The 23,962-nt window shown below is 34.7% G+C and carries 13 protein-coding genes; 6 read left to right on the top strand and 7 right to left on the bottom strand.

What is annotated here, in order from left to right; translation table 11 throughout:
• A complete protein-coding gene (locus ACN5J7_RS08335; RefSeq protein ID WP_418603543.1) occupies window positions 1-1,629 on the top strand; it encodes a type I restriction-modification system subunit M in 1,629 nt (542 codons plus the stop codon).
• Between the two features lie 170 nt (window positions 1,630-1,799).
• Here the strand turns inward: ACN5J7_RS08335 and ACN5J7_RS08330 are convergent, their stop codons facing one another.
• The 3 genes from ACN5J7_RS08330 to ACN5J7_RS08320 form a co-directional block, all read right to left on the bottom strand.
• Window positions 1,800-3,266, bottom strand: a complete 1,467-nt coding sequence (locus ACN5J7_RS08330) for a T9SS type A sorting domain-containing protein (RefSeq protein WP_418603542.1) — start codon at window positions 3,264-3,266, stop codon at window positions 1,800-1,802.
• A 365-nt stretch (window positions 3,267-3,631) separates the two neighbouring features.
• Complete coding sequence (locus ACN5J7_RS08325; protein ID WP_418603541.1) at window positions 3,632-4,369, bottom strand: SOS response-associated peptidase; 738 nt, start codon at window positions 4,367-4,369, stop codon at window positions 3,632-3,634.
• A gap of 50 nt (window positions 4,370-4,419) precedes the next feature.
• A complete protein-coding gene (locus tag ACN5J7_RS08320) occupies window positions 4,420-5,181 on the bottom strand; it encodes a hypothetical protein (RefSeq protein ID WP_418603782.1) in 762 nt (253 codons plus the stop codon).
• Window positions 5,182-5,417: 236 nt separating this feature from the next.
• Here ACN5J7_RS08320 and ACN5J7_RS08315 point away from each other — a divergent pair, with 236 nt between their 5' ends.
• On the top strand, window positions 5,418-6,605 hold the full coding sequence (locus ACN5J7_RS08315; protein ID WP_418603540.1) for a helix-turn-helix domain-containing protein: 1,188 nt from the start codon (window positions 5,418-5,420) through the stop codon (window positions 6,603-6,605).
• Window positions 6,606-7,243: 638 nt separating this feature from the next.
• On the opposite strand, the gene ACN5J7_RS08310 is transcribed toward ACN5J7_RS08315, so the two are convergent.
• Window positions 7,244-8,668 (bottom strand): amidohydrolase family protein, encoded by a 1,425-nt coding sequence (locus ACN5J7_RS08310; RefSeq protein WP_418603539.1) that lies wholly within the window; start codon window positions 8,666-8,668, stop codon window positions 7,244-7,246.
• Between the two features lie 358 nt (window positions 8,669-9,026).
• On the opposite strand from ACN5J7_RS08310, the gene ACN5J7_RS08305 reads away from it, so the two are divergent.
• Both ACN5J7_RS08305 and ACN5J7_RS08300 read left to right on the top strand, forming a co-directional pair.
• Window positions 9,027-10,178: a TlpA family protein disulfide reductase gene (locus ACN5J7_RS08305; protein WP_418603538.1), complete on the top strand. Its 1,152-nt coding sequence runs from the start codon at window positions 9,027-9,029 to the stop codon at window positions 10,176-10,178.
• 44 nt (window positions 10,179-10,222) lie between these two features.
• On the top strand, window positions 10,223-11,449 hold the full coding sequence (locus tag ACN5J7_RS08300) for a redoxin domain-containing protein (RefSeq protein ID WP_418603537.1): 1,227 nt from the start codon (window positions 10,223-10,225) through the stop codon (window positions 11,447-11,449).
• 489 nt (window positions 11,450-11,938) lie between these two features.
• Here the strand turns inward: ACN5J7_RS08300 and ACN5J7_RS08295 are convergent, their stop codons facing one another.
• The 3 genes from ACN5J7_RS08295 to ACN5J7_RS08285 all read right to left on the bottom strand — a co-directional run bounded on the left by ACN5J7_RS08295 (window position 11,939) and on the right by ACN5J7_RS08285 (window position 18,952).
• Window positions 11,939-16,042 (bottom strand): FG-GAP-like repeat-containing protein, encoded by a 4,104-nt coding sequence (locus ACN5J7_RS08295; protein WP_418603536.1) that lies wholly within the window; start codon window positions 16,040-16,042, stop codon window positions 11,939-11,941.
• A 111-nt stretch (window positions 16,043-16,153) separates the two neighbouring features.
• The gene (locus ACN5J7_RS08290) at window positions 16,154-16,822 is read right to left on the bottom strand and encodes a response regulator (protein ID WP_418603535.1); all 669 of its coding nucleotides are present in this window, start codon (window positions 16,820-16,822) and stop codon (window positions 16,154-16,156) included.
• 9 nt (window positions 16,823-16,831) lie between these two features.
• Window positions 16,832-18,952, bottom strand: a complete 2,121-nt coding sequence (locus tag ACN5J7_RS08285; RefSeq protein WP_418603534.1) for a tetratricopeptide repeat protein — start codon at window positions 18,950-18,952, stop codon at window positions 16,832-16,834.
• 237 nt (window positions 18,953-19,189) lie between these two features.
• On the opposite strand from ACN5J7_RS08285, the gene ACN5J7_RS08280 reads away from it, so the two are divergent.
• Both ACN5J7_RS08280 and ACN5J7_RS08275 read left to right on the top strand, forming a co-directional pair.
• Complete coding sequence (locus ACN5J7_RS08280; RefSeq protein ID WP_418603533.1) at window positions 19,190-20,644, top strand: DUF6242 domain-containing protein; 1,455 nt, start codon at window positions 19,190-19,192, stop codon at window positions 20,642-20,644.
• A 153-nt stretch (window positions 20,645-20,797) separates the two neighbouring features.
• Window positions 20,798-23,953: a SusC/RagA family TonB-linked outer membrane protein gene (locus ACN5J7_RS08275; protein ID WP_418603532.1), complete on the top strand. Its 3,156-nt coding sequence runs from the start codon at window positions 20,798-20,800 to the stop codon at window positions 23,951-23,953.
• Window positions 23,954-23,962 lie beyond the last annotated feature (9 nt).

Below are 23,962 nucleotides of genomic sequence, written 5' to 3'. Positions count from 1 at the left end.
ATGACAGCAAAACAAAAACAGGACAAATTAGGTCAAACACTTTGGGATATAGCAGATAGTTTAAGAGGAGCAATGAATGCGGATGATTTCCGTGATTATATGTTGTCATTTCTATTTTTACGCTATTTATCAGACAACTACGAAACATCAGTTAAAAAAGAATTAGGTTCAGATTATCCAAAATTAGATGAAGAAGATAGTCGTACACCGTTATCGGTTTGGTATCAAGACAATCCAGAGTTTATTGCAGATTTTGAAAAGCAAATGCGTAGAAAAGTACACTACGTTATTGAGCCAGCATATTTATGGAATAGCATTGCAGAATTAGCAAGAACACAGAATAGCGAACTACTATTAACCTTACAAAAAGGGTTTAAATACATAGAAAACGAATCGTTTGATAATTCCTTTAAAGGGTTGTTTTCAGAAATCAATTTAGATTCCGAAAAGTTAGGTAAAAACTATGAGGCACGTAATAAAAAACTATGTACCATTATCCAAAAAATTGCGGAAGGCATTGAAGGTTTCGATACCGATACCGATAGTTTAGGTAATGCTTACGAGTATTTAATAGGTCAGTTTGCAGCAGGTTCAGGTAAAAAAGCTGGTGAGTTTTATACCCCGCAAGAGTTATCTACCGTACTTTCAGAAATAGTTAGTTTAGACAGTCAAAACCCTAAAGCGGGTAAAAAGAAAAAAATCAATAAAGTATTAGATTTTGCTTGTGGTTCGGGGTCATTACTATTAAATGTAAAGAATAAAATAGAAAAGCAAGAAGGTGGTGGTACTATCAGTAGAATATATGGTCAAGAAAAAAATATAACCACTTATAACCTAGCAAGAATGAATATGTTGTTGCACGGTGTTAAGGATTCGGAGTTTGAAATATTTCACGGTGATACCTTAAAAAATGATTGGGATATTTTAAATGAAATGAACCCTGCTAAAAAAGTAGAGTTTGATGCTATTGTAGCAAATCCACCATTTAGTTTACGTTGGAATCCAAGTGAAACTACAGCAGAAGATTTTAGATTTAAAAACTATGGTTTAGCACCTAAATCGGCAGCAGATTTTGCATTCTTATTACACGGTTTTCACTTTTTAAGCGATGAAGGTACGATGGCAATTATATTACCACACGGTGTGTTATTTAGAGGTGGTGCAGAACAACGTATTCGCACAAAATTACTGAAAGATGGTAATATCGACACAGTAATTGGTTTGCCTTCAAATTTATTCTTTTCAACAGGTATTCCAGTATGTATTTTAGTGTTGAAGAAATGTAAAAAAGAAGATGATGTGTTATTTATTAATGCAAGTGGTGATGAGAATTTTGCAAAAGAAAAACGTCAAAACGTTTTGCGTAAAAAAGATATAAAGAGAATTGTTGATACTTACCAAAACAGACCAGAAATAGAAGAAAGATATGCTCGTAGCGTATCAATGGAAGAAATAGAGAAAAACGATTTTAATCTTAATATTTCAAGATACGTTAGTACAGCAAAGCCAGAACCAATAATCAACTTAAAAGAGGTAAACACTAAAATAGTAGATGTTGAAAAAAGAATAAAAGCAAGTAGAGAAGAACATAATTCCTATTTAAAGGAATTAGGCCTTAAACCAATTTAAATGTAGAGTCATAACCAACCCTCTAAAGTGCTTTTAACCGTTTAATCGTGTCGCAATAGTTCCATTAGGCATCTAGATTTACTGCTATACAAAAAATTACCTCAATGACTAAGATGATAACTTAATCATTGAGGTATTTGTGTTTTTAAATAAGCCGGGTTTATAAAGGGTTAATTTTTAACCACTTTAAAGGTGCTCTGTTTACCATTTGTGGTGGATACCTGTATTAAATACAGCCCTGATTCACCATCGATATCGAAGGTGATGGACTTGGTATTGCTAAGTGCATCAATCACCTTTACTAATTTTCCGTCAATGGTTAACACCTCTATCTTGTTAACTTCTGACGCATTTTTAGCATTAAGGGTTATTTTACCAGAGGTTGGGTTAGGAAAAAGGCTTAGGTTATAATCTTCTTTAGAGTTGACTGACAATGAACTGTCTGAAATCTCATAATAGGCCACTTTACCGGGATAGTGAATGGTTAGGACTTCTTTTTTCCCGTTATTTGTCATGTCAATTAATCTAAATAGCTGGATACCCGGAACATTAAAACTAAGATCTGGTGAGCTGCTAAAAGTTACATCATCGCCTTGATTCAACATGATATTGATATTCTTTGAACCATTGTCTAAAAGTAAAATATCTTTGAAACCATCGGTATCAATATCATCAAAAACCAATTCTTTAGAATAATACGTTGACGTATGTAGTGTTGTCTTATCAAACCCCGTATTGGTAACATTTCTATGATACATAATAACTTCGGATGCCTTCGGACTATTTTTAGCTCTTAGCATAATAAAGTCTAACTTACCATCATTATTAAAATCATCCACGGCTATGTTTATTGTAATGAAATTATCATTACTCGATGGCTCAATATACTCTGTAAAAGTCCCATCGCCATTACCATAAAGGAGTTGGTAATATCCACCTGCATTACCACCGTAGCTTCCATTATCCGAAACAAGAATGTCTAAATTGCCATCGGCGTTAAAATCACCGGTAGCAATTCTATTGTTAGAAATCGCTGAAACATTAGATGTAGCATTAGGTAATTGGGTAATACCGCTAAAGGTAATATTGTCGGCTACTGCAGTTGTATTGACGGCAAGATATATTTTAGAACCAGTACCAAACCATACTACGTCAGGTTTTCCGTCGTTGGTGAAGTCGCCTATCGTAGCTGCTACGCCATAAAAGACTTTGTTATCTAATTCATATGCAGATCCAACATATTCATATCTTGAGTTGGATGAAGACCAATAATACACATTATTAGGACTTGTAAGTGAACCATTTGGACCAGCTGTTACCATGTCCAAATCCCCGTCTCCATCTAAATCTCCTAAAACCGATCCGTAAAAATTACCTGTAGCTTGAGTCATATGGGTTTGCGCTGTATAAATGGGGAAACCCTTAATATCTTGGAGCGTTCCTAGGTATCGGAAATTGGGGTCTGATATTTCACTTACAATATCGAGTTTACCAGTGCCCGTAATATCTCCAACGCTCATTCCATAGCCAACATAAATTGGAGCTGTTGAAACAACATTTTCAGACCCAGCCGTTAATTGTGAAAAAGAAAAGGTGCTGTATGATAAAAACACAGCCATAAGTAGTTTTTTTGTCATTTGTAAAAATTTTATATGGTTTAATGTAAATAATTTACATAATAAAAAGTAGTTTATTTTTATAAAAACCGCTAATATAATAGATTATTTTAATTATAATATGAATGGATTATAATTATTTTACTACAAATCAACCTTTTGAAATCTAACATCGTAAGACTCAAAATGTTGTGTAAGGAATATTGATTTTATGATTTCATGGTTTGGCCTTAGCTAAAGAAAGTCCACTTGTTTGAACCGCTTGAGGGCCTGTTTTCCATATTTGGCAGCACTTTAGGTGTTTAAAATTTATGGGGAGAAAAGGTAAACTCTGTACTTTTTATTTATGGTAAAAACCATTACGATTATGTGCCGATACAAATTGTTTAAAACTCAAGGCCCAATTCTGGATAAATTTGTTTTTCTATAATTGTTTCAACATTGCTATCCTCTTTTGGGCTAAACAAGCTCCTGCTAACGCTATATGTTTCTAGTTCTTCCTCTGGATAGTTTGTGTTTACTATGTCTTTAATGTCGTTTTGGGTGAGTTCAGGTAACAACCAATTATCAACTAAAGTATCATCCAAAATTACGGGTTGCCTATTTTTTTTATTATGAATTTCAGCAAATAATGGAGTAGCTTCTTTTGTTAAAATAGTGAATGTAATGTAAGTACCAATTACAGAATACAAGCCTGCCAATGCCAATGGTTTTTTTTCTGCATGTCGAAAATAAAACGGGTATTTCTTTTTGTTATGGTCGTGTGGTTCAAAAAAACCTGAAACCGGGATAATACAACGCCGTTCCATAACACAGGAACTGTAAATAAAATGATTGAATATTTTTTCGGATCGTGCGTTTAATCCGCCACCGTATTTTACGGCTTCTTTGTAATAATCCCTTATTTGATCGGAAGATTTATTGTTTGGCACAATACCCCAAACACCGGGCGCTAAAACATCGGCTTTTTCCTGTGGGATGACCAACATATTGGGGTGCGCAAAACCATTGAGATGATAGTTGGGTTTATCGAATATAGGGCGTAATTTATCATCACTTACCTTGACCTTATAATGGGCTTCTAGTTTTTTGGTTTTATGGGTTGTACTGGTATGAAAACACATAGTACAAAATTAACAAATTATTATTACCTTATTTTGTTTAACCTAATCATTCACCCTCGGGGATCAGGCGTTAAAGACATTTTGTTTGTCCAAATAATATCCAAGCTGCAAAAATCAAATTCTTCTTTTACTTTACCATAACAGGTATACACGCCCATACCGTTTATAGGATATTTATCCACAACTTTTGTAAAGTGTACCGTTTCAAAACAATGTCCATCTTGATCTACAAAAGTGCAAAACCGAATACGCTTCCCGTGTGATGTTTTATGAAACCTTGTGTTTACCAACACGTCGTTAAGCAGTGCATTCTTATTCTTGTATTTGTTCAGGTCATTTGCTTTGATGCCATCATTAAGGCCATTATCTACCAACTGAAAGTAACCACATAACGGAAACCCCAATAATTCAATTTGGTCGTAAGCATCCTCTACATTAGTTGTACTTAAAGAGGGTAATTGAAATTTACGATGATTGGTTTTAAATAACCGAGCCTGAGTTGTTTCTTGCTTATTAACGTTCAGTTTAAAAATAGCTTCCCATAACAATTCAGTTTTTGACCTACTTGTAAACCCAAAAGCGTCGATCCGTATTAAAATGGTGAGCTGTTCGATACTAATGGTTACACGGTCTATAAAATCATCCGATGAGGCATATGTCCCATTAAAGTTTCTATCGGTCAAAAACCGTATTATGGTCAAGGATTCCAAGCTTATTAAATAACCATAACCCAAATATATGGTTGCACACTCAATAATATTTTCAAATTGACTGGTGATAATACATGGTACCTGAATTGTTGCACCACACATTCTTGCCTCATGGATGTAATGTTCGGTACTGTAAAAACCACCCCCATTATTCAACAGGGCAACCGGGTATTTAAATTAAAGCTCTATCAACTTTTTACGACATAAGATGCCGAACAATGTTTAATTAATCTTTATCGAATATCTTTTTACTGTTCATCGAATAATAGGATTTTAAAATAGAAGTTTAGGATTGCATTGTGTTTTTTTGTCTATTTTTAGTACAAATATAGTATGGAATGAATTTAAGCCCTTTGCCTCAACCTATTGAAACCTCGATCCTAATTTGGGTTGGAGCAATTGGCTTATTCATCATTTTCCTAATGTTGTTCTCTAGAGCTTCCAACAAGATGGTTAATGTGTATTTGGTGGGTATCTTTGTTATAGGCTCCATTCGAAACCTAGTATTTGGCATCACGTATGGGTTAGATTACAATCCGCTATTAAACTTTAAGTTTATCAGTCCAATATTTTTATTGGTAGCACCTTGTTTATTTCTATATTTTAAATCTTTGGTAAAAGATTCCAAATGCTTTAACCTTAAAAATTTGGTCCACTTCGCGTTTCCCGCTAGTATATTAGCCTTAAATTTATCTCAAGAATACTTAAATATTCTAAACCATTCGATTATTGAAGATTTAAAAGTCGTTTTAATTGTTGTGTTTTTCATTTTATATATAGTGCTTTCTTATAGCTTACTAAAAAAAAATCTGTGGAATCAAAACATCAATAGTTTCATTGAACCCAGACATTATCTATTGATAAAAGATTGGACCTATTTTGCCTTTGTTATCGCATGTTTAATGTTTTTGAGAATTATATATTCAATTTATATCGAAAAAATATCCCACGCTCCTCTCCAGGGCTATAAATTCTCGTGGGTGACCGTTTTCCCATGGTTGCTTATTTATGGAAGGGTATTGATTACACCTGAGATTCTGTATGGTTGCCCTCAGCTAAAGAAACGTACTATAACTAACTATGACAATCTTAACATCAATGATTCTGCATGGATTTATGATGAGAAAGTATGTGCCGATTTACAGAGTGTTTTTTGGCAATTTGAATCCAAAAACATTGTTTTGCCTTATATTCTAGATTTAGAAAAATTCATTAATAAAAACCATCCATTTAGAGACAAAAAATTTTCGTTTCAGGACTTGGCTGATGTTATTGAAATTCCGGTTAGCCATTTACACTTTATTTTTAAATATCGTGCTGTCTTGAATTTTAAAGAATATAAGGAAAGCTGCATGATTAACGATGCTAAACAATTAATAGATAACGGAGATTTAGATATATCTAACCTAGAGAAACTATATTTAAAGGTGGGTTTTTCAAATTATAATGAATTCATAACTACTTTCAATAAGTTTACCGGATGTTTTCCAGAAGATTATTTAATACCTAAACAATGTTTTGTCTGATGATAAGATTGAATTGGGGATTTAAGTTTAATAGCGAATGGTTAATTACTCAAATTACGAGAACACATTGTGTGTTTTTATGAAACAAACTTTAATAGAATTACGTCATTAGACAGGGACATAAAGATGTGAGATTTAGAGTCGCATAAATTAACTTTGAATCCTGAAAAAAGGAAACAGAACAGTCCATTATTTAAGCAAAAAGCATAGGATTTTAGTTATACCCGAGGGAATACGAAGCAAGTAAATGATGAATTGGACATTCCTTACTCGGTATTGCACCGTTGGAGAAAGGGGGCAAAAGATTTTAGAAAGAACAGTTTTTCAGGTCGAGGCTAGCCAAAATTGACGGATGAACACAAAGGAATAGGCCAATTAAAGAAACAGCTAAAAGACATTTTCAGAAGAACATGAGATACTAAAAAAAATTGGTGACTGCCGGAACACACACATGAATGGATCATATATAGGATGCTGAGCAACTTATTAAAAGAGCATTGAAATAAAATTCTATCGGAATTGCTAACACTCCAACACCTCACAGTCATCATTATGCGGTAATTGAAAAATAAAATATTAACTTCTGAGAACAAGGCAAGTGCTTCTCATAGGACACGTTGTTAGGCACAGTTTTTTTATTAATTTTTTAAACTATTCAAGAGTTCTTTCCAGTCGTATTTTTCTTTGTTGGCATTATTCCATTTCTCAACATCTGAAAGCATTATATCTATTTTGCTTCTGTCAATCCATTTGCCATTTACGAATACACCAGAAATTTTTCGTGTATTGCTGATGTTGTCTAACGGGTTTTTATCTAACAAAATCAAATCTGCAAACTTTCCTGTTTCTATTGTTCCTAATTTATCGCCTATTTCAAGCCATTCAGCTCCTAATCTTGTTGCAGAAGCCAATGCCTCTTCATTAGTCAATCCAGCTTCTACTAACAATTTAAGTTCGTCGTGAAGCGAAAACCCCCAAACAATACCAGAGATTCCAGCATCTGTTCCTGCAACCATAGGCACGCCAGCTTCCTTAAAAGCTTTTACAATAAGAATATGAAAGTCGTATAGTTTATTATAATATTCAATTAATTTATCAGATGCTCCATAGTAACCATTTGAAGTTAACCATTTACTTTGCATAAGAGGATGGACATATTTAAAACCTTGTAAGTTTTCGATGCTTTGTAATGATTCAGCCTGTTGGCTAATGGAAAGCATGTTGGTCAAATTAGGAATTAACCAAGTGCCATTATCTTTTGCTAAACGTGCAAATTCCTGTGCTTTTTCATAGCTGTAATCGTCTGTTTGTTTCGACAATTCTTCGGCGTGTGCAATTAAACCAAAATGGGGAACAAAAAAATCTTTAGCTGGTTTTCCCTCGAAAGCGACTGGAATATGACCTACCACTTTCATATTTTGCTTTTGTGCTTCATCTATTACAGCTTTAAAGGTTTCTTCATTTAGCCAAGTGTATACCTTGATAAATTCATAGCCTTCCACTTTGGCAAAACGTACTGCATTTCTTCCATCAGATGAGTTTTTAGCTATTGGATTTGATTTTTTTCCTCCAATTACTTTGGCCAAAGCCATTCGCGGGCCAATTACATCGCTTCTTATAATTTCATTTCGTTGTCCGAAATGTTCAGTTCTTGCTCCTAAATCAAAAACAGTTGTGACACCATTAGCTATGTAAGGTGTCATATTGTACTGTGTATTATAGCTTACTAATGGTCCTTTAGTTGGATAAATTACAAAAGGGCTTCCATCTGCAAGGGTATGCACGTGCATATCAATTAATCCAGGAATTAGCCATTTATCTGTTCCGTCAATAATTGTAGCGGCTTCAGGTATTGACCCATTGAAAGAATAGATTTTGTTTTCTTTTATTACTACTGTTGCATTTTCAATGATTCTATTTTCTTTGGTCATTGGAATTACATTTACATTCTTAATGACATAAGCTGCATTCTCTTGTTGATTGTTTTCTAATTTTGAATTGTTTTGTGCGTTTAAATTGAAGCTGATAACTGCAAGCAGCATTAGAAGTTTTAAGTATTTCATTTTAATTTTTTGATTGATGATTTACTTTACATGACGGAAAACTTTATTTTTTGTTACAGTTTTTGATCAAGCTTGCATACAACGGTCTCCTTTATGTTTTCTCGCTAATAACTTAATCGAACCGCCCGTGCTTTTAACTCTGTACTGCAAACTCTTTTTTTCATGTTTCTAAGATATTCGTTTTGCAACAAACGGTTTTAAGTTCTATGTCCGAGTAAAGGTGACAACTCTACTATTCACATGTGTTGTTTTTACATACAGATTTTATAAAATGAGGAATCTTCCTCATGTATGGCCTTGGCTTATATTATAATTTTGTTCTTTAAATAAAATAATAGCTTAACTTAAAAATATATAAATGAGAAAATCAGTTGGATTACTGTTGGTGGTTTTGAGCCTTTACGCATGTAATAAGATTCAGGATGAAGCGAAAGAACAAAAAATAACGGTTAATGGCCATATTAAGTTTGCAGATGTAAATGATAAATTTGGGGTTAACCTTCAACAAAGAAATGACGACAATGAGTGGGAAATTATCAAAGAGGTTAAAGTAGATTCCTTAAACAATTATTCCTTTGAAATTGAAACAAAAAAACCTCAATATTTCTACTTGGATGTCTATAAACAACAACGTGTTGAGTTTTATGCTGACGATGAAGACTTAGAAATTAATTTTAGAGGTATTGATACGGCAAAAATAAAAATTAAAAACCCACCTCATGTGCATATTTCAGGAGGAGAAAAAAACAACGTTCTAAATGCCATTCATTGGGCTAATTATCAAAATTACCAATGGATGATTGCCACAGGTCAAGCCCAGTATAAGGCATCATTATCAGATTGCGAGGCATGGAAAAAAGATGCTGCTAAAGGTTGGGATGTTATGTATGATTCATCCGAAAGGGATACCAAAAACATCATTCAAATGTATAAGGATTACCCAACGGTAGTGAAAGCTATACAAACATTGAATTGGAAGAGACACAAAGACTATATGGTTGAACAGTATGAAGAGCTGGCTAAGAAGTTTCCAAATGATGCATATATTCAAAATGCCAAATCAGAGTTGTTGGAAAAAATAGAGAGTGTGGCTAAAACAGCTGTTGGAGCCGTTGCGCCAGATTTTACATTCCCAGATTTAGACGGAAACATGGTTTCTTTAAGTTCTTTTAAGGGAAAGTACGTCCTGATTGACTTTTGGGCATCATGGTGTGGTCCATGTCGAAAAGAGTCTCCTAATGTGCAAAAACAATATCAATTATATAAAGACAAAGGTTTTGAAGTTGTTAGCGTTTCCATTGATAAAAAAGAAGAGGCCTGGAGAAAAGCAGTAAAAGAAGATAAACTAAAAGGAACCTTGTTGCTGGCTCAAGATTCGAAACAAGTCATGAAAGATTATGTTTTTTCAGGAATACCTTATATGGTGTTGCTGGATAAAGAAGGTAAAGTTATGGCCCTAAACTTACGAGGTGAGGCCTTGCAAGAAAAGCTAAAAGAGATTTTTAATTAGAATTCAGAATTTTTTCAAAAGCATACTAAAAATAAAACAAAAAAATGAAAGTATTTAAAATTATATTGCCCTTGCTTTTTACTGTCGCTACTGCGTTTGCAGGAAATAAAAAAGATAATATCGATGGAGAAGCATTCACAATAACCGGTGATTTAACGAGCTACTATACTGAAGGTACGGTTAAAATTGTAGGCTATCCAAAAAAAGCTTCTTCAGGTGGCTCAATGATGATGTCGATGGGAGGTTCGGCTACCAATGAAATAGTTTATGCTGAGGGGCCCGTAAAAAATGGAATGTTCAAAATCTCGGGAACTATAAGTGAGCCACAAAACGTTTATATTTATATAAATGCTAAAAACAAACAAGGGGTTTTAATGGGAGCAACCAAAGGAATGAATTTTATACTTTCTTCTGGTAATTTTAAAATGACATTGGGAGATCGGTCAAGTGTTTTTACAATAACTGGTGGCGATACAAAATTTAATGATATTATTTTATCCTACAGAACAGCACCAGAATTTTTAGAACTACAAAAGAGTTATGGCAAATTATACGAAAATTACGGTAGTAAGAGTGAAGCTGAAAAATCTAAAGTCACTGAAGAGGCGGTGAGGATTTCTAATGAAATGATTGATTTTGAATTGGCACATTATCTACACGTTGCCAAAACCGTAAAGGATAAAGCTGTTTTATTAATGATGCTGGACTGCGGTTCTTACGGAGGGCCTTGGATAGAAGAAACCCGTAAAACATTAATAGATATTTCTGTACACGATGCGCGAATTAAAGACATTATTTATAAAGCTATTGATGCCGGAAAGGCTAGAGCGGCAAAAAGTAGAGTAGGTGTGGGAAGTACTATGAATTCATTCTACGCAGAAACATTAGACAGTCAGGCAGTTTCCCTTAAAGAAGTCTGTTCAAGAGAAGAAAACAAATTAGTACTGTTGGAGTTTTGGGCATCTTGGTGCGGACCCTGTCGTTCAGAAATACCACATATGAAAGAAGCTTATTCAGAATATCACCCAAAAGGTTTCGAAATTTTTTCTTTTACAATAGACGACTCTAGGGCGGCCTGGGAAAAAGCTTCAAAAGAAGAAAACCTGCCGTGGATAGATAGTGGTATGGGAACCAAAACAGGGCCTCAAGAACTGTACGGGGTTACAGGTGTACCGGCTAATTTTTTAATAGATACCACCACAGGTAAAATAGTGGCGATAAATTTAAGAGGTGAAAAGTTAACAGAAAAGCTAAAAGAGTTATTAGATTAATTGACAAAAACTCTTAGGTTGTTATGATATGGCTTCATACAAAATAGACTAGCCTAAAAGAAAAAGACAAGTCACTTCTCTTTTTAAAATTTTAATCTACTCAGCCTCAAAAAAGTGTGCTAAATATTTGGCACACTTTTTTTATGTGTTAATCTGAAAGATAAACACTTTTTAAACAATGCTTTACCTTATTCTAATTTAGAAATGAACAGGCTAATATTATTAATGTAGTACTATTATTCAAAATGCTAAGATATCTTTAAGCTTTTTTGTTTGGATAACTTTTCGTGTTTAGAGATCGTAAAACACTTAAAGCGGCCATTAAAGTAACTCCCTTAATGTTGATAGGTAAATGTAAAGAGGGCGTTATATAAAAAAAGGGCTGTCTGCAAATGTGGAAGTTTTTGCCGATAGGCAAAGAGCATAAACGAAAAATTCAATCAACCGATTTTTCTAAATGCTTTAACTTATACGAAAGGTGTAGGTAATTTATTGTTTAAAATTACCATTCTGAATAATTACCATTTTTGATGTTTGGTTTATTTTAAGAATGTATATACCTGAAACTAATGTTTTTGGAATCTTTAACAAAGTGGTTTGGTTTGAAGCGTCATATTGTTTTCTTATGTTGGGAAGCCATCTGCCATGAACATCAAAAAGCTTGAATTGGTCTGCCTTTAAAGTGTTTTTTATATAAACTTCACTATTAGAAATTGGGTTTGGATAAACTGAGATATTTTTTTCTAAGGAATTTACATCGGTAGTAAAATAGGGTAGTGCGTAGTTATAAGCATCAATTCCTATTTGTTCGCCAATGAGGCGACCGGGAATATCATCAGCTGGAGGGTGTATACCTCCCCAGATTCTTGACAGACTTGTTTGGTCTGAAGCATCACGATAAGTGGCCCATTGTAATTTTACATCTACTGAGGGGCCTTTTTCAAAAACTAAAAACTCATCTTTTTTAGCAATAAATTCTCCCATGCCACCAGGAAAAAATTTATCACCCGTTATTAAGGTCATCACTTCGGCTGCAGCTCTAGAAAACGTGGAATGTCCAGATATATATCCAGAAAAAGGCGGTGTAACAAATGAGGGTCTTTGGTAGGGCCACCAGTTTTCTGCCAATATCCAACCAACACCGGCCAAGTCGGTTTTGGCATTATTTATAAAATGATGGCCTCGCCATGCATATAGTTTTATTTTACCAACATGTTCATTTTGTGCACCACTTAAAGGGTCTCCTTCTTGGACTATTTCAACATTTCCTGGTTCTAATGGTATGCCTGCAATATGATAATTAGGCAATGCAGGGTTTGAGCTCTGCCCAAGGTTACACATGTAGCGAATAGCAGATATTGGTCTTATATAGTCGTACCATCCTTTTATGCCCCAAGCCGCAATGGCAGAATCATGGAGCGCACCTCCCATAATGAAATATGCCTTTACGTCCCATTCGAGAGGGCTTAATTCATGCCCTTTGCCATTAAATTTTCGAATAAAGTGCTCATGGTCTGTAACGTAATTGAGTAAAGTGAACCAATGCCCCGGAGGTGTTTCTGAATCTGGCCCATCGGCCCAATACTCAGCTAAAACCCTTGTGTAATCACCTCTTGGTACCACTTGTGCTTCATAAGCGTTTCCGGTAATGGGATTTATAGCGTGCCCTGTGCCGATGTCACCACCGCTAAATCTGTCATAAAAATCAGGATAATCTTTAAAGTGTTTTGGAAATAGTTGAATATCAGTATTGCCCAAAGAATTCGGTGAAATATCCCATTGCACACCATCAAATGGATCTAAATGTGAACTCCAGAGCGATACCAATGAAAAGTTCCATTTATAATAATTGCTAGAGGTTGATTGTGTTGCCGTATTTAGTTGTGGAGGCATACCTGGGTCGTGATGCATTACATAGTTGTTGCCATTTCTTTGATGGGTTGTTTTTGTTTCAGGTAATAAGGCAAATGGAAAAACGGAACCCCATTCGGGACTTAAAAACTCTGGGGTTGACCCTTGAATTATATTTCCGCTTTGATCGATAAATGTGTTAAAGGTTAAAGGTTGCCATCGGTTAGGGTTAGTTAATTTAGTGGTTTGCCCGGAAGTATTGAGGACCATTGGTGGATTGACAGGTTGGTAAAAACTATTATCATATCCACTTGACTCTCTGGAGTTATCGGAAAGGCCATAATGTATCAAGGCCTGGCCAACATAATTTCCAAAATCTGCTGCGTTTCCAGAAAGGTACGATGTGGATGTGTAATTAGTGTCATATCCCAATTCCTCCATAATTAAATTAAACCTGGCCAAAGTTGCTTCCTTATTTGGTGAGTTTTGAAAACGATGGGTTAACAAACGATAAGCCGCAAAGCTCATAGCTTTTTTTGTTGAAGCTTCTAAACTTTCGTTTGGTATAAATTCCATGAACTCCCTGGTAAAATTGTTAACCGTGTTTCCTAATAAATAGGGTTTTCCTTGTTGATGGTATACAGACCAAATGTCGTATAGTAATATGGATGTGTGAAAAAGGTTTCTTGCGTGTACTGTTGGGCGCGCATAGTCCCTGCGAATTGCCTCAAGTAAGGCTTCATTCCAGATTCTTGCTATGGAAATATTTTCTGAAACATTGGAGACATCTAACGCGACTTCGAGGGTGTTGTTAGCGTTATTGCATGTACCATCGGTTTCAATAATGGAGATGCTCCCTTTTTGATGAAACCCCCATTTTACTGAAATACTAGTGGTGCCTTGACCGTTTAGTAGCTCTCCACCTTCAACAATCCATAAAAGTTGTGAATTTGTAGTAAATGGTTCATAGCTATAAGTTTCAATTTGATGGAAAGCAGAGCGTTGGCTGCCTAAAATGCTATTTGCACCCAAGTATTCACAGCTCCCATCGTCTATGGTGGCTAAAGGGTTGTAAGTGCATGAATTAGGGTCTGTACAACCACTAATTATTTGGTTTGATTCTATCTGTAAAAAAGGGTCTCCTTCTTTTAAAATATATCTATTGTCAACTTCAACATTTGAAAAAGTTTGCTTTGAGGAAGAAGACCAGATAATTTCAACATTATCAATAGTTTCATTGGTTGCTAAGCCAAAATGTAAAACTAAAGAATGTTGGCTACAGTGGCTACCTTGACCATGAATTTCCTGTATTTGTGTTTCGTTGGTCGTTTGTATTATCACTTTAGCACCTATAGCGTCTTTGTTAATACTGACGCCCTCCAAATTAAATTGCACCCAATTGTTTCCATAGGAATTATTTGGGTTTAATTGATTGACATAAAGTATAGACCTTGAAGTTAAATCGCCCTCTTTGTCTTGAACCACCACCATCATATCTAAATCGCCGTCTTTATCAAAATCGCAATAAGCCATCCCACGCCCCCTTAAGGGGTCATCAATACCTGCCTGTGTTGAAACGTCTGTAAAAGTTGAGTTGCCGTTATTTAAATATAGTTTGTTTGGGTCGTTTTCTCCTGTAGGTATAAATGATCCGGGAATCCTTCCGTTGGCAACAAATAAATCCAACCACATATCATTGTTTACATCTAAAAAAGCAGTGCCCCAGCCTGTTGTTAATCCTTGGCCACCATAGTCGGTCGTATGTGTGTTTTCTACTAAGGCTGATGTGGATATATCTGAAAATACATGGTTTCCATTATTTTCAAGAAGTATATTTCGGCCTATGTTGGTAATATAATAATCGAAATCGGCATCATTATCAATATCACCATAAGCGATTCCCATAGCATGAATGCCAACATCGGTTTCAGATGTACTGGAAATATTGGTAAACGAAGGGTTTGGGTAGTTGTTTTGATACAATGCATTAGATTGTAGATATGCACCAAAATCGTTGGCTATGTATAAATCCTGATCGTAATCTTGATCGAAGTTTGTTGGGATGACCGCCAAACTGCATCCGGAATTGTCTAAGCCTAATGCGGTAGATTTTTCTGTAAAAGTGCCATCTCCGTTATTTTCATAAAACAAGTTTTTAAAACAGTCGTGATCAAACCCAATAACTTCCCCCGAAGCATTATAACGTATACGGGGTTCTTTAATATAGTTTACAGTATAAATGTCTAAAAAACCATCATTATTATAATCCAACATCGTGGCACCCATGGTATAGCTTTTTTCTATAAAACCAGATGGTATTCCCGATTCTGAAAAAGTTCCATCACCATTATTGATAAAAAATAGATTTCTTTCAAAATCACCAAGATTGTTTTTTCCTTTGGATGTCGTAACAAAAAGATCCCTGTATCCGTCATTGTTTACATCACCACTCACCACAGCAGTCGTGTAAAAGCTTTCAGTTATTTCAAATCCTGCGGTCTCAACTTCTTTAAATGTTCCGTTACCTAGGTTCCGATATAATTTATCTCTTGATAGACCACTTGTTATATAGAGATCTTCCCAACCATCATTATCAAAATCAAAAAAAACGCACCCACCGCCCATATATTCGGACTGATTGAAAACATGGTCAATGCCAGAGGCTTTGTCCATAATTTCAAATGTTTGAGCCGTTGAAACATGCCAAATTATAAAAATGGCTAAGAAGATTGATTTGCTCATAAAGGTTTGTTACTCATTTAACCAAAAGCTTTGTTTTAGTAACAAATTTAGAGGAAAGAGAAGAAAAATATATAAGGAGAATTCCTTAATTTAAGTATGTATATTGATTATTTAAGCTATTGAATTATACAAAGATTCGATGAGCGATTTATGATTTATTGCAACCGCTTGAAGGTTATTGTAACCACTAATATCCAGTTTTTTTGCAATATTGGTGCGATGGTTATCGATAGTTTTTGGGCTGTTGAACAAGACTTCAGCGATCTCTGATGTGGAGAGGTTTTCAGAAATTTTATAAAGTATCTTTATTTCGGTTTTAGTTAACGCTTTTAAGTCTCTTATTAAGTTTTCGGTTTCTATAATGTCTTCTTTATGGCGTTCAAAAAATGATTTGCAATTTCTACCCGTATAAAAATTTCCTTTTTTTAACTCATTTAAGCATATCTTAATTTCTTCATGCATGCCATCCTTAAATAAAAACCCATGAGGCTTTAAGCTTTTGGCCTTAATTAATGTTGGAATGTCCATGCAATTTGTTAACAGAACTACTTTTTTCTCAGGATAATCTTGTTTTATTACGTCCAACGCTTTAACACCATCTAAAACGGGCATTTCAAGGTCTAAAATAAAATAGTCGGCCTTATCGATATGGTTTAAAACGTCTTGTCCGTTTTCAACCTCCATAGTAACTTCAAAACCTTCAAAGGAATCAATGAGGATTTTGAGTCCTAAACGAACTATGTAATGATCGTCTGCAATAAGTACCTTTGTATTTGTCATAATTGCTTTTTATTTCATAGAAGTTAAACGTAAGGAAAATACAGACCCCGTTGGGGTGTTTTTTTCATAAATAATTTGAGAATCAATTTTGGCTAACATTTTTTTACACAAAGATAAACCTATTCCGTAACCTTTTTCGGTATTTGTTCCTAAACCAGCTGGAACGCGTTCCGTGTTTTCTTTAAGCAGTGTATGGATTTCTTCTTTAAATCCGATTCCAGAATCGGCCACTTTTATTTCAATTTGGGAGGTAGAGAGTTTTACCAAACTTATATGAATTGAACCTTGGTTGTGAGTGAATTTTACAGCGTTGGATAAAATGTTTCTCAAGGCGAAATCTACGATGTTTAAATCGGAGGTAAATACGTCGAGGGTTTTGTTTGGGGTAAATGTTACATTTAAATCTTTTGCTACAATAGCGCTTTCTACAAGCTTTAAGTTGTTTTTAACCAGTTCGTTTAGGGAAAAAGAGTTGATTTTTACCTGGATTCCAGATGATTGGCTAATGGTCCAGTTTAGTATGTTGTTTAAAAAGTTTAAAAGGTTCCCTGTGCTAGACTCTACAATGGCCAAGTTTTTCTTTAATTCATCTTTATTAAGGCTGCTTAAATTATGTCTTAAAATAAGGAGAAGGTTGTATAAATCAGTCATGGGACTTTTAACATCATGCGCAATAATAGATAATAGCTGGTCTTTTACCTTATTTAAATTAAGCAATTCTTTTCTCCTGCTCTTTATCTCTTTATTTGTCAAGACTAATTCTCTATTTTGAGCATTAATTTTAGTGTTTTGGGAAGAAAGCAGTTTTTCTGCTTTTCTTTTCTGAAAATAGAATGTTAAAATTAAGATAAGAAGTAAAGCGATTAATGCGGCAAAAATTATAAGTCCTTGAATTTGTTGTTGCCGGTTTTTTAATTGCAGCTCGTTTTTTTCAAGTTCTAGTTCTTTTTGCTTTAAGTTAAACTGGACCTCAATTTGTTCGTTTTGGGTAATTAATTGACTTTTCCTGATTTCATTATCATATTTTAAATAGTTTTCTAAATACCGGAGCGATAATAGGGTGTTTTTACGCTGTTTTTCTATTTGGTACAAACCGTGGTAGGCCTTAGATAATAGCTCTAGGTTAGTTATTGTTTTTAAGTTTTTAACGATTTTTTGAAAATACAATTCTGCCTTATCAAAATTCGATTGTTCTAAATAATATTCAGCCAACCGTAAGGAAGATTGGTAATCTACTTGGATAAAATTATTTTTTAATGCAATATCTTGTGCATCATTATAGTAATTAAGAGCTTCTTCTTTCTTGTTTTTCTTATAATAAATATCGCCTAGGCTTATGAGAATATTGCTGGCATCTTTTTTTAGCCCAAGTTTGATATAACCTTTAAGTGATTTTTTATAATTGTTAATGGCTACATCCAATTCATTTACTTCAAAATGGCTCAATGCTGTTTTTTCGTAGGCTTTGAGTATTCTTAATGTGTCTTGTTTTTCAACGGCTACCTGCAGAGCATTCGTATAAGAGTCTAAAGCATTGGCAAAATCATTTAAGTTGTGGCTCACCGTCCCAATATTCATGTAATACTTATAGCGGTCAACCTGTATTTCTAAATCATTTATAATGGCATAACATTCTATATAAACTTCTAATGAGCGCTTATAATCTCCAATATTATTATAAAGGAGTCCAAGGTTGTTTAAAACCGTAAACTCATTGTTTTTATCTTTTAGTTCAATATATAGTTTTAGTGCTTTTTTGTAATTGCTCTCTGCTTGCAATGGGAGGTTTAGGTTGGTTTCATTTAAGCCCCGCAATGTATAGTATAATGCTTTGTCGTTTTTTGTGATTTTAAGAGATTTAATGGTGTCTAAAACGGTTAAAGCCTTATTGTAATCTTCATTCAAATACAGTGCTGTTGCAAAATTAGTTGCAACCTTAAATTTTAATCGGGTAGACGCAATATCATTGTAATATGAAAAAGCTTCTTCAGCATAATTTAAACTAGAAAGCGGGCTGTTATTAATGCTTTGGGAATAGTTAAAACTGAGCACGTTTATTTTATTGACAATGTTTAACGAATCTTTTTGATTTTGACAAAACATGGTTGAGGGCACAAAAAAAAAGCCCATATAACAAAGAAGAAGTTTATGTAATCCCATTGAATATTAAAAAAAACAAATATAGAAAACTAACCATGATAATTATTACAAAGATATAAATGAGGAATTATCCCTATGTTTTTATGATATGGTTAATTTAGATTTGTTGGGTTAATATTTATAAAGGACTATTAAACATTGAGATACATAGTTTTATAAATAAAAATTAATCTAACTATCTAAACTAATTAAATTTTGTTACACATTATGAAACCAAAACAGAACTTAAAGTATTTATTTTCAATGGTCATCTTATTTGGATTGCTATTTACTACAAGTTGTAGTGAAGAGGACGATGGCCCACAAACAGATTTAACTGGATTTATTCAATTCGGCTTTGTTGAGGAGGCTGTCCAAGATTATCCTTTCGGTGTTGATAATAGTACTTATGTTATCGAGAATAAAGATATTTTACCATATCAGTTTGATGTAAGTAATTTAACGGCAACATTTGTTGCTATTAAAGGATCAACAGTAACAGTAAATGGTGTCGAACAAATTAGCGGAGAAACCACTAACGATTTTACCAATGATGTTATTTACACATTAACCGCTTTGGATGGCGTGTCACAAAGAACATATCGCGTAAAAGCCAATGTTTCTCAGGTAAACCCGGAAGAAGTGCAATGGAATCAGTTAAGTCCAAATGCTTTTGATGTAGATTATGGTACACAAGAGTATTTTTATTTAAACGGAAAACATTTTTTAATCATAGGAAAGGAAGGTAAATTCGGGGAGTCTAAATTATATAGCTCTACTGGAGGTTCAACATGGGTAGAAGAAACGCCAACTGGAGATTTTCCTGTAGGTTCAAACCATAATGTGGTTGTAGAAAATGGTGTGGCTTACGTAGTAGGGTTTGCAGAATTAGTAGATCCCTATGGCCTTGGTCTACCTCAATATTATCAAAAAGCGTTAACATTAGATCTGTACACAACTACAGATGGTATTGAATGGACAAAAACCGAAGGTGCTTTATCTAAACCAGGAGGTTGGAGCCCAACATCTATTGCGTGTATTAATTCACCTTCGTTTTCTTTAGAAGGTACGATTTATGGCGTGGGAGGAAATACAGCCGTTTTTGGGAATCTTGATGGGTACAAGCCAAATGCCGTATATCCAACACCAGCTGTAGCAATTTCTTCTTCAACACTACAGTCAACCGATGGAATTACTTTTGGGCAAACTGAAAACTATACGTTGGAAATGCCAAGAAGAACCTATTCAGGCTCTTACATCTATGATGGTAAAATGCACATTGTTGGTGGATTAGATTTAAATGGCGTGCCCTTGAGTGATATTTGGTCCTCAACAGATGGTGTGAATTGGACGTTAGTATCTGATGGCGCTTTTGATGCTAGAATGAAACCGAGCATTGCCATTTATGATGATAAATTATGGATGTTTGGTGGAGCTACTGAAGATGGTACTTGTACTTCTGAAACTTTAGTCTCAGAAGATGGTGGTGTGACTTGGAATCCAGTTGAAATATTTCAAGCTTTGCCAGATACGTTTACACCAAGATGTAATGCCAATGTTGTTGTTGATGGTAGCGGAAATATTTTGATTATTGGAGGACAAACCACTACAGTTGTAGATGGAGCCGCTCAGTTTTCAACATTAACAGATGTGTGGTCTGGGAAACTAAATAAATTAAACTAGATAATCTACCGCGATTTATAGCAGCGTGAAAAATGTAAAATATTCAGTTTTTACTTTGTAGAATCTATCTTGAGTATTTTCATTTTTCCTTATAGAACATGTATATGTTCCATTACTATATTTCCATAATCATCATCAATAAATTTAAAAGAAATGATTAAAAAAATAATTTTAACTGTTGGTATGCTTTTATGCTATTTAACTGTGTCCTTTGGGCAAAATACAGCTAAACTTCAAGCCATTAAAACGATTGAAGTGCAAGGCGTTATTATTGCAGAAGAAGATAATCAACCCATTATAGGGGCTACAGTACTTGTTAAGGGAACAACTAATGGTGTAGCTTCAAATTTTGACGGAGAATTTAGTATCCATGCTAATATAGGCGATGTGTTAATTGTGTCTTCAATTGGATATGCAACTACTGAGTATAAGGTAACGGACAATAAACCAATTCGTATTTATATGAAATCTAGTATAGAAGCATTAGAACTGGTTACTGTTATTGGTTATGGCGTACAGGAAAAACGTGACCTTACCGGATCCATAGGCTCGATAAAAGCAAAGGACATTGATAAAACCATTGTTAGTCTTGACAATGCTTTAACTGGAAAAATTTCAGGCGTGCAGGTTATGTCAAGTTCAGGGGTTCCAGGGAGTGCTACCGCCATAACGATACGTGGTATTAGCTCATTGAATTCTAATAGTAATAATCCATTAATTGTAATAGATGGTGTCCCAATTTATGGCTCAAACCGTGCCAACAATACGACTGGTTTCGAGCGTGGTTCAATACCGGGGATAAGTTTTGGAGGCACCTATGTTACAAGCCCTTTACAAAAGAAAGATGAGTTTGAAAGAAACCCATTATCCATGTTAAACTTAAATGATATTGAATCTATTGAAGTTTTAAAAGACGCGTACGCCACCGCCATTTATGGGTCAAGAGGCGCTACAGGTGTTATTTTAATTACTACAAAAAAAGGAACTTCAAAAAAACCAAGAGTAACTTTTAGTAATAGTACAACCTTGAGTGATCCTGTTAAAAAACCAAGTCTTTTAAATGCGCAGCAATATTCTGATATCTATAATTTATATATAGGAAGTAGTGACGGTAGTGCATTCCCTTTTACAGGGCAAGACACCAATTGGTTAGAACGTGTGCTGAGAACAGGTGTTACAAGTAATACCAATGTTTCTGTGGCAGCCAGTTCCGAGAAGCTGAATTATTACTTTAGCGGGTCTTATTTAAACCAAGAGTCCTATATAGTAAATCAAGATTACAAAAAATATAATACACGCTTAAATATTGATTATGATATTACCGATCAATTAAAAATAGGAGCCAATGCAACCTTGAGCTTCTCGGATAATGCCTCTTTAAATGCACAAAGTATTTACAGAAACGCTGTGTTAAAGGCACCTAATATAGCTCCAAAAGATGACACTGGCGCATATTATTTTGGGTCTAATCCAAACTTTTCCGGGGCGGTTGATAACCCTTTGGCTCAAGCTCATAGAGACACAAACTATGTGAAAGATGATCGTGTTATAGGTAATGCCTATGTGGAGTTCAAACCATTAAAATGGCTGACTTTAAAATCGGAAATAGGTGTGGATCGTTATAATTCAAAGGCCTACAGTCGTTTAATTAGTAGACCAGATATCATTGGTGGAAATGCTACCCAAAGAGATTTGAATAACAAAAAGTTTGTCGTAAACAATACCTTGAGCGTAGCTAAGGTGTTTGATAACCTACATAAAGTTAACGGGGTAATTGGGCAAAGTTTTGAGACCTCTAAGGAAGTGTCTGCTTCGATAGATGCCCGTGAGTTTGATAATGATGCTGTGTTGGACATTCATCAAGGTGGCGTTGTACGCATTGGTGACCCAATCACCAGAGAATGGGCTTTGTTTTCAGCATTTGCAAGGCTTAACTATCAATACGATCATAAATATTTAGCAGGGGTTACTTACCGTGTAGACGGGTCATCTCGTTTTAATAAAAACAACAGATATATTGGCTTCCCTTCTTTTTCTTTGGGTTGGAGGGCTTCAGAAGAAGAATTCTTAAACCAAGTATCTTGGATTGATGAAATAAAGTTAAGAGGTAGTATTGGCTTTTCAGGAATCGATGGTTCTAGCGGGTATTATGGGAATCAAGGACAGTATCAAATCTTCCGATTTGGAAACAGAACAGCACCCCAATATTGGGATTCTCAAATATTACAAGTGATGCAGCCAAACAATCCAAATCTAGAATGGGAACGCACTAAAACATTAGATTTAGGCTTAGATGTTGATTTGTTTAATAATCGAGTTAGTCTAACTTTAGATTATTATCACAAAAAAATTACCAACCTATTATATGCCTCAGCTGTACCATGGTTTCAAGGGTATGCCATTCAACAACAAAACATTGGTGATATGGAGAATAAAGGGTTTGAAATACAGTTGGATACCGAAAATATTAGGTCGGAAAACTTTCAATGGACCACAAGTTTTAATATTTCTAGAAACACCAACAAAATCTTAAAATTAAATTTTGAAGGTAGTGATACCACGGGTGCAGAATTGGGTTATAAATATTTTGCTGAAGGCGAGTCGGCAGGTCAATTCTTTTTATATGACTGGGCAGGCGTTGATGCGCTAACAGGTAACCCACTTTGGAATTATCCTGATGGGACTCAAAGTGAAATACATCCCGCATCAAGAAATTCACCAATTAGTGACAATCCAAATTCGGCAAGAAAACCCATGGGGGATGCGCTACCGGATTTTTACGGTGGATTAACGAATACGTTTACATTTAAAAATTGGAAATTGGATGCCTTTTTCACATTTTCATCTGGCAATCAGTTGTATAATGGTACTAAGGCACTTTTATACACCTATACGACGGATGAATCACATAACTTAAGTGCCGATATGTTAGATTATTGGTTAATTACCGGACATCGTACCGATATTCCAAAATTGAACAACTCATCTATTGTAAGTAATGGTTTTGGCGGTGGAGCTGTCGATTATACTGCAGGTAGAGATTCAGATAGGTTCTTGGAAGATGCTTCATATATCCGTTTAAAAAACATTAAACTGGCTTATAGTTTACCGGCATCGGTATTAAAAAACATGTTCATTAGAGATTTTTCAATTTTTGTACAAGGCACCAATTTATTAACATTTACAAAATACTCAGGGCTGGATCCTGAAGTTAGTGCATTTGGATCCTCAGCGTTATTGAGTGGTTATGATGAGTTAACGATGCCACAATCTAAATCATATAGTATTGGAATAAATGTTGGATTTTAAATTATAATA

The sequence above is a fragment of the Hwangdonia sp. genome (assembly GCF_048381975.1).
GTDB classification, from domain to species: domain Bacteria; phylum Bacteroidota; class Bacteroidia; order Flavobacteriales; family Flavobacteriaceae; genus Hwangdonia; species Hwangdonia seohaensis.
The sequence above is the reverse complement of the archived record's forward strand: the minus strand, read 5'-3'. Positions and strand labels throughout refer to the sequence as shown.

Bases quoted from the DNA above. Each gene is read 5' to 3' on its own strand.
- ACN5J7_RS08295 (WP_418603536.1), bottom strand. From the start codon at position 16,042: ATGAGCAAATCAATCTTCTTAGCCATTTTTATAATTTGGCATGTTTCA.
- ACN5J7_RS08280 (WP_418603533.1), top strand. From the start codon at position 19,190: ATGAAACCAAAACAGAACTTAAAGTATTTATTTTCAATGGTCATCTTA.
- ACN5J7_RS08330 (WP_418603542.1), bottom strand. From the start codon at position 3,266: ATGACAAAAAAACTACTTATGGCTGTGTTTTTATCATACAGCACCTTT.
- ACN5J7_RS08315 (WP_418603540.1), top strand. From the start codon at position 5,418: ATGAATTTAAGCCCTTTGCCTCAACCTATTGAAACCTCGATCCTAATT.
- ACN5J7_RS08320 (WP_418603782.1), bottom strand. From the start codon at position 5,181: ATGTGTGGTGCAACAATTCAGGTACCATGTATTATCACCAGTCAATTT.
- ACN5J7_RS08275 (WP_418603532.1), top strand. From the start codon at position 20,798: ATGATTAAAAAAATAATTTTAACTGTTGGTATGCTTTTATGCTATTTA.
- ACN5J7_RS08290 (WP_418603535.1), bottom strand. From the start codon at position 16,822: ATGACAAATACAAAGGTACTTATTGCAGACGATCATTACATAGTTCGT.
- ACN5J7_RS08335 (WP_418603543.1), top strand. From the start codon at position 1: ATGACAGCAAAACAAAAACAGGACAAATTAGGTCAAACACTTTGGGAT.
- ACN5J7_RS08305 (WP_418603538.1), top strand. From the start codon at position 9,027: ATGAGAAAATCAGTTGGATTACTGTTGGTGGTTTTGAGCCTTTACGCA.
- ACN5J7_RS08285 (WP_418603534.1), bottom strand. From the start codon at position 18,952: ATGGGCTTTTTTTTTGTGCCCTCAACCATGTTTTGTCAAAATCAAAAA.
- ACN5J7_RS08310 (WP_418603539.1), bottom strand. From the start codon at position 8,668: ATGAAATACTTAAAACTTCTAATGCTGCTTGCAGTTATCAGCTTCAAT.
- ACN5J7_RS08300 (WP_418603537.1), top strand. From the start codon at position 10,223: ATGAAAGTATTTAAAATTATATTGCCCTTGCTTTTTACTGTCGCTACT.
- ACN5J7_RS08325 (WP_418603541.1), bottom strand. From the start codon at position 4,369: ATGTGTTTTCATACCAGTACAACCCATAAAACCAAAAAACTAGAAGCC.